Annotated in this window: 5 protein-coding genes and 1 pseudogene; 2 read left to right on the forward strand and 4 right to left on the reverse strand. The window is 37.2% G+C overall.

Annotated elements, in window-relative coordinates; translation table 11 throughout:
• The first annotated feature begins 144 nt into the window (after positions 1-144).
• Together B371_RS0101445 and B371_RS0101450 are read left to right on the forward strand one after the other, a co-directional pair.
• A complete protein-coding gene (locus tag B371_RS0101445; RefSeq protein WP_019412545.1) occupies positions 145-600 on the forward strand; it encodes a GerAB/ArcD/ProY family transporter in 456 nt (151 codons plus the stop codon).
• Positions 601-895: 295 nt separating this feature from the next.
• Positions 896-2035 carry an NAD(P)/FAD-dependent oxidoreductase gene (locus B371_RS0101450; RefSeq protein ID WP_019412546.1) on the forward strand — a complete coding sequence of 380 codons (1140 nt, stop codon included), beginning with the start codon at positions 896-898 and terminating at the stop codon, positions 2033-2035.
• 209 nt (positions 2036-2244) lie between these two features.
• Here B371_RS0101450 and B371_RS0101455 read toward each other — a convergent pair whose 3' ends face one another.
• From B371_RS0101455 to B371_RS21040, 4 genes and pseudogenes are all read right to left on the reverse strand, one after another.
• Positions 2245-2631, reverse strand: a complete 387-nt coding sequence (locus B371_RS0101455) for a GerD family protein (protein WP_019412547.1) — start codon at positions 2629-2631, stop codon at positions 2245-2247.
• A gap of 228 nt (positions 2632-2859) precedes the next feature.
• On the reverse strand, positions 2860-3042 hold the full coding sequence (locus B371_RS24245) for an ATP-binding protein (RefSeq protein WP_255348658.1): 183 nt from the start codon (positions 3040-3042) through the stop codon (positions 2860-2862).
• Between the two features lie 153 nt (positions 3043-3195).
• Positions 3196-3351: pseudogene (locus B371_RS24250) on the reverse strand (histidine kinase dimerization/phospho-acceptor domain-containing protein); the annotation flags it as partial.
• A gap of 14 nt (positions 3352-3365) precedes the next feature.
• Positions 3366-4538: a PAS domain-containing protein gene (locus tag B371_RS21040; RefSeq protein WP_237721488.1), complete on the reverse strand. Its 1173-nt coding sequence runs from the start codon at positions 4536-4538 to the stop codon at positions 3366-3368.
• Positions 4539-4830: the final 292 nt, after the last annotated feature.

Raw genomic sequence — 4830 nt, forward strand, 5'->3', positions numbered from 1 at the left:
TGGGCGTTTCTAGCCTGTCACGGAAATTCTATGAATAATTCAGGGACACCGTTATTCGTTTTCCATTGAAGTTTATAAAAAAAAGAAAGGGCATTTCTAGATCACAACAAGAAAATTTTGAAACTAAATAGGCAGGCGAAAAGAGTGGACGCAACTAAAAAGAAAGTGTTAAATGGCTACCATGTAGTTTTTTTGGTTCAAAATGTCATCATTGGCACGGGTTTATTGTCATTGAATCACGCTTTAAGTCCTGTAGGTTATAGTCAATGGTGGCTCCCTCTTCTTTTTGGCGTAATTGCAAATATTACTCTCATTCCAATGATTTGGCTTTCCCTACAGTTTAAAGACGATGACTTGTTTGATATAAACGTAAAACTACTTGGGAAGTGGATTGGAAAATTTATTAATGTGGTCTTAATCGCTTATGCGCTAGTGGTAATTATGATTGTCATTCAAAACTACCTCACACTTATTCAAATTGCTGTACTTCCGAATCGGGCAATCACATTTCATTTACTTATTATCATGGTGTTAACGGTCTATATTGTATTGATTAGATATGATCGGAAATATGAACGAGATGATGGGTTCGATGTCTAATATGAACGAATAGATGACCAAGCTTTTTAGTGATAGTGCCAAAATTGCAAGTATTGCAGAAGTAATGGGATTCTTTAATAAAAGGATTTTCCTTTGATGACGTTCTAGTAATGGGTTGTTAAGGAAAACACTGTTTATTTCTTATGTAATAAGAAATAAACATGATCGAGTGCTTCTTCATATAATGAGCTAATAAAGCAATAGAAAAAGGTATTACAAAATTTTATTTCTTCATACTTTCTTCACATTTTTTAGATACCATAGGGAGTATAAAATAATAAGGAGATGATATTGCATGGCGAAAATTATTATAGCAGGTGGAGGATTCGGGGGAATTGTTGCTGCACAATCCCTTCGAAATGAATTAGGTAATGAACATGATATTTTGTTAATTTCAAATCTGGACAAGTTCTATATGCGTGCTGCCTTCCCAGGTGTCGCACTTGGTCATATTAATCCCGAAGAAATTGTTCTGTCATTACCTGAATTGCTGCACAAGAGAGATATTGACTTTTTAGCTGGTGATATTGAAAAAATTGACCCTAAAGAACAGAAAGTCTATTCTTCAGATCAAACGATTGACTACGATTATCTTGTTATGGCGATGGGTGCACATTTCGCATATGAAAAGATTCCTGGATTTAAGGATTACGGTCATTCATTGCAAACAATCGATATGGCTTTAAAGCTACGCAAAGCGATTTCATCTTTTAAAGGTGGAACTTTCGTAGCTGGTGTAGCTGCAAATAGCCCTTGCGAGGGACCGGCTCTTGAAGTTTTATTCCAATTCGATCATTATCTCCGTGAAAAGGGTATAAGGGATCAAACAGAATTTCATTATTTCACCGCTAAGCCTGTTGCTTTTGCCCCGGGTGGACCAGTAGTTCACGATTTTGTCAAACAGCAGTTTGAAAAACATAACATTCATCTTCATGTCAACGTAGAGTTAAGTGATATAGCAGAAAATGAAGTTCGGTTTAAGGATGGTCTTGCTTTGGAAAGTCAATTGTCGTTTATCATGCCTGCATACGAAGGTCCAAAGGGACTACAAGGAAGTGGTCTGGAAGGTGAGGGTGGATTTGTTCCAGTTAACGAACAACTGCGGTCGGTTCACTATCCAAATGTTTTTGCAACTGGGGATATGATCCAGATGGTAGGTCCGAAAATGGGGCATAATGCAATGGCTGGTGCAAAAGTAATTGCTCGAAATATTGCTCATGAATTGAGAGTCAGCAATGCAAATGCACTTTATACACCTGAAGTACTATGTGTGATGGAGATGGGTGGCGACAATGCGGCCTATATTGAGGCTGATACAATTTGGGGTGGAACTCGGAGTAAAGTTCCCGTTACAGGTCCAGTAGCTGCTTTTATGAAGAAATCATTTAAAGAATATTTTCTACGTGAACAAGGAAACATAGATTACATTTTATAGATAATCGTTTATACACTTGAACCATTAAGGGGAAGCAAAATGAGACATATTTGGGGTAATCTTTGACCATCGCAAAGACTACTGTTCCTGGTAGGGATTGGATATGTTCTATACATGGTTATTACTAGATACATCTAGCTTGAACCATTCATAAATAAATGAGGCTGACTTTAAAGTTTATTAGCTTTGAGGTCAGCCTCTGTTTGCTTTTAACCTTCATTGAGCACAGTTTTTAATAATTCCTTTACTTCAGGGGTTTGCATGATCTCGATCATTGTTTCTTGCATCTCTGGGCTTTTCATTACCCCAATCATGGTGTTCTGCATTTTCGGATCATTCATGATCTCGATCATTGTATTTTGCATTTCTGGTTGCTTCATCATTTCCACCATTTGATCCTGCATTTCAGGAGAACTCATCACACGGACCATTGCATCTTGCATCTCCGGTGTTGCCATCATGTCAGCTAACATGTTAGGGCTTATACCACCAGAGTTCATCATATTATCGGTATTTCCTCCATTCATACCCCCACATCCGGCAAGAAGGAGTAAGGATAAAATAGAAACGACAGTTAGTTTTCTTTTTATTTTCATTTGAATTCCTCCCTTGTTTAGAAACTCATTTTTATTAATCTTCCCAACTTCATGTCGTTTATCCTTAATCTTAACAAGTTCTTGACATTCTCCTGATAAGTTCTGAAAAATGATTGTTAATAAGGGAAAGGAATCACACTTTTCCACTAATAATTTGAAAACAGGAGTGAGAATAAGATGAAGAAACTATTAATAGTCGCAGGATTTGTGGGAGCATTTGCAATCGGGTCAATGACTATAGAAAGGCTCACCTAGTTTTTTTACACGATCTTCTGTCATCCCGCATCCCTGGTCAATAATAAGAACAATAACCGATTCTTCATCTTTTTTCTCCATTGAAACTTTAAGAACTCCACCATTAGTCGTGGATTTAATCGCGTTAATTATTATATTTAGAAACACTTGTTTCATTTGGCTTTCATCACAAATAATGAAAAGGGGGTCTATTGCTATTTTGGATTCAATGATAATGTTTTTTAGATTTGCTTCGGATTCAAGAAAAGTTACCACTTTAGATAATATCGTCTTTAAATCTGTAGGTATATAGCTAGCTGCCTCAGGTTTGGCTAAGGCAAGAAATTCATTAATAATGGATTCAATTTGATTAAAATCTTTTAGCATAATATCGTAATATTCTGCAGCTATTCTACTCTTATCGAGGAGCTGGAAAAATCCTTTAATCGATGTCAAAGGGTTACGAATTTCATGGGCTACGCCTGCGGCTAATTCTCCAGCTACGGATAATCTTTCCCATTTCTCAAATGGTCTTCGGCTTTCTTTTGTTCTGTTATATCTCGAATAACAACAACGAAATGTTCAATGTCACCGTTGTCCCCCACGACAGGTGTAATTTTTGCTTCTAAGTTAATCAATGACTTATTTTTGTGAATAAAACGATATCGAACAAGATTTGAAGTTTTCGTTAACATGATTTCACTAAAAGCGTTCTCAAGCAACGGCAAATCAACTGGATAGACGAATAAAAACCCTGACGAACCAATTAATTGATCTATTGGATATCCTTTTACAAATTCACTAGATGGGGAAGTGTAAAGGACTACACCATTTTTATCAACAACAGTGATGATATCGCTCGTATTTCCAGCGATTAACCGGTAGTTAATTTCAATATGTCGAAGGGCTTCTTCTATCCGTTTACGTTCCGTAATGTCAACGCAGGAAGCAATAACTTCCACCACTTTCCCCATTCTGAACACCGGGCTTAAAGTGGCCAGGTAAACAATACCGTTTTCATGTCCTTCGTAGGAAACGTTCTCCTCGCCTTGCCACGCTCTTTGATAGAATGCTTCCTTTTTTATAGCTTTTTCCAAAAGCAATATCTCTGCAAGTTTTTTTCCAACGACTTTCTCCGGGGATAATCCAATCCGATAGACCAATTCCCCATCACACATTGTATGAATTAATTTCCCATCTTTTAATTTGTATTTAAGCGTCATACCGTCCTGTTGACGAATCGTTTCCTGCAACTCTTGTTTCGCCATTTCTAATTCTCTTTCTAACCATAGACGATGACTGATTTCGCTGGTTAGTCCATATCTTCTTATGATTTTTTGTAAGTCAGGGAATTGTACCTCTATGTTTTCCGCTGGTATCGGCTTACTCAATAAATAACCTTGTACTGAATCGCATAGATTTTGTTGGAGAAAGTCCAGATGTTCTTTCGTCTCAACACCTTCAGCAATTACTTGGATATTCAAGTGATGAGCCATCGAAATGATTGTTTTGACAATAGTGGCATTGCTTTGGTCAAGATGGCAATCTCGAATAAAGGACTGATCAATTTTTAAGCAATCAATCGGGAATTCTTTCAAGTAAGACAAAGAACTATAGCCCGTACCAAAGTCATCAATACTAATTTTCACACCTAATTTTTTCAGTGCCTGCAAAATGCTGATCGTTCGGTCTACATCCATGGTCGTAGGAGGGAGTGATTAACCCCCTGTGTTAGGCTAGTTGTCATGGGGTTACGTAATACGTCTAGTTATTTATAAGCCACCGGGAGAGGGAAGATACCAATGGTTAGATATGATAAAGATTTCAAGATTGGGATCATTCAAAGAATGATGCCACCGAAAAGTGAATCTGTTTCCTCATTAGCTAAAGAAGTAGCGCGACAAGTTTTGTTATAAGCACTAATATGTGAAAAAACAAGGGATTTCTTCGGAAATCCTAACTTTA

The organism is Paenisporosarcina sp. TG20, assembly GCF_000286315.1.
Classification (GTDB): Bacteria; Bacillota; Bacilli; order Bacillales_A; family Planococcaceae; genus Paenisporosarcina.